The 1,003-nt window shown below is 66.1% G+C and carries 1 protein-coding gene; it reads left to right on the top strand.

The genetic code is table 11. The annotated features are described in order from the left end of the window. The coding region (locus AC0B9F_RS38640) for a WD40 repeat domain-containing protein (RefSeq protein WP_472010549.1) at positions 1 to 1,003 on the top strand (1,003 nt) is incomplete at both ends.

Raw genomic sequence — 1,003 nt, 5'->3', positions numbered from 1 at the left:
GGACGGTGTTGCCTCAGCCGTTCCGCAGGCAGAGTTCCTCGGAGTCTCGGAGGGCACGGCCCTCTTTGCCGTCGCCTACAGCCCGGACGGACGGCTCCTTGCGACCGGTGGTGCCGGCGGCGCTGCACTCTGGGATGTGTCGGACCCGAAGAATCCGGTCCGTGGAACACTTCCCGTCGACGGTGAACGCGTAGTCCAGGACATGGAGTTCAGCCCAGACGGAACCAAGCTGGTCGCCGGTACCTCGACGCCCGACGTCCTGCGATGGAACATCGACAGCTCCACGAATGCCGTTGCCTTGCCTGCTCTTCCGCATCCAGCTGACGGCATCGTCACCGCGACGTTCAGCCCCGACGGACGCTTCCTCGTGGCGGGCGGGCGTCAAGCGACAATGCGCGTGTGGGACGTCGCGAAGTGGGGTGAGGAATCGGCGCCGATCTTCGCGACCGAGCCCAACGGCACCACCGTCCACTACCTCGGCGTAGCAATCAGCCCGGACGGACTGCTGCTCGCGGCGGGAACCACTGGCAGGGAGGTGGTTCGGTGGGACATGAGCGATCCGGCGCGCCCCTCTCCCCTGCAGGCACTGACGGGATTTTCCAGCTACGTCAACGAACTGAACTACGGCAAAGACGGCACACGTCTTGCCGCAGGAAGTTCCGACAACTCCGTGCGCGTGTGGGACCCCCGAACCGGGGTATGGATCGAAACACTTCCGGACAGTGGGGCGGTGACCACCGTCGACTACAGCGATGACGGCCGCAATCTGGTCACCGGGGGACTCAACGGTGTGACTCGCGTGTGGGCTCTTCCGGGTCCGGTCTGGGCGGGAGCTCGGGACACGATCTTCACCAGTCCCTTTGCCGCGGACGGCTCGCGTCTGGTGGCCGGCGTCGGTGCCAGGGGTGGCGCGATGTTGGCGTGGAACACCGAGGATCTCGATCGCCCCGCGGTGATGCCGGAGTTGAAACCGCAAGGGGCCGACTCTTTCAGCGGTGCGTCG

The organism is Streptomyces sp. NPDC097129, assembly GCF_055668065.1.
The sequence above is the reverse complement of the archived record's forward strand: the minus strand, read 5'-3'. Positions and strand labels throughout refer to the sequence as shown.